At 59.5% G+C, this 237-nt stretch carries 1 protein-coding gene; it reads left to right on the forward strand.

Annotated elements, in window-relative coordinates:
• Positions 1 to 237 (forward strand): integrase core domain-containing protein (locus MKD49_RS26285; protein WP_252697776.1); only part of this gene is annotated, 237 nt, incomplete at both ends.

Here is a 237-nt window from a genome sequence, read left to right on the forward strand (position 1 = left end):
CGAGCACCGTCTCACAAAGCCGCGCCATCCTTGGACGAATGGTCAAGTTGAGTGGATGAACCGCACGATCAAAGACGCCACCGTCAAACGCTTCCACTACGACAGCCACGATCAACTCCGGCAGCATCTCGCGGACTTCGTGGCCGCCTACAACTTCGCGCGTCGTCTGAAGACGCTACGCGGCCTCACGCCCTACGAAGCTATCTGCAAAGCCTGGGTAGACGAGCCCTCTCGGTT

The organism is Herbaspirillum sp. WGmk3 (assembly GCF_023952535.1).
GTDB lineage: Bacteria > Pseudomonadota > Gammaproteobacteria > Burkholderiales > Burkholderiaceae_D > Herbaspirillum > Herbaspirillum huttiense.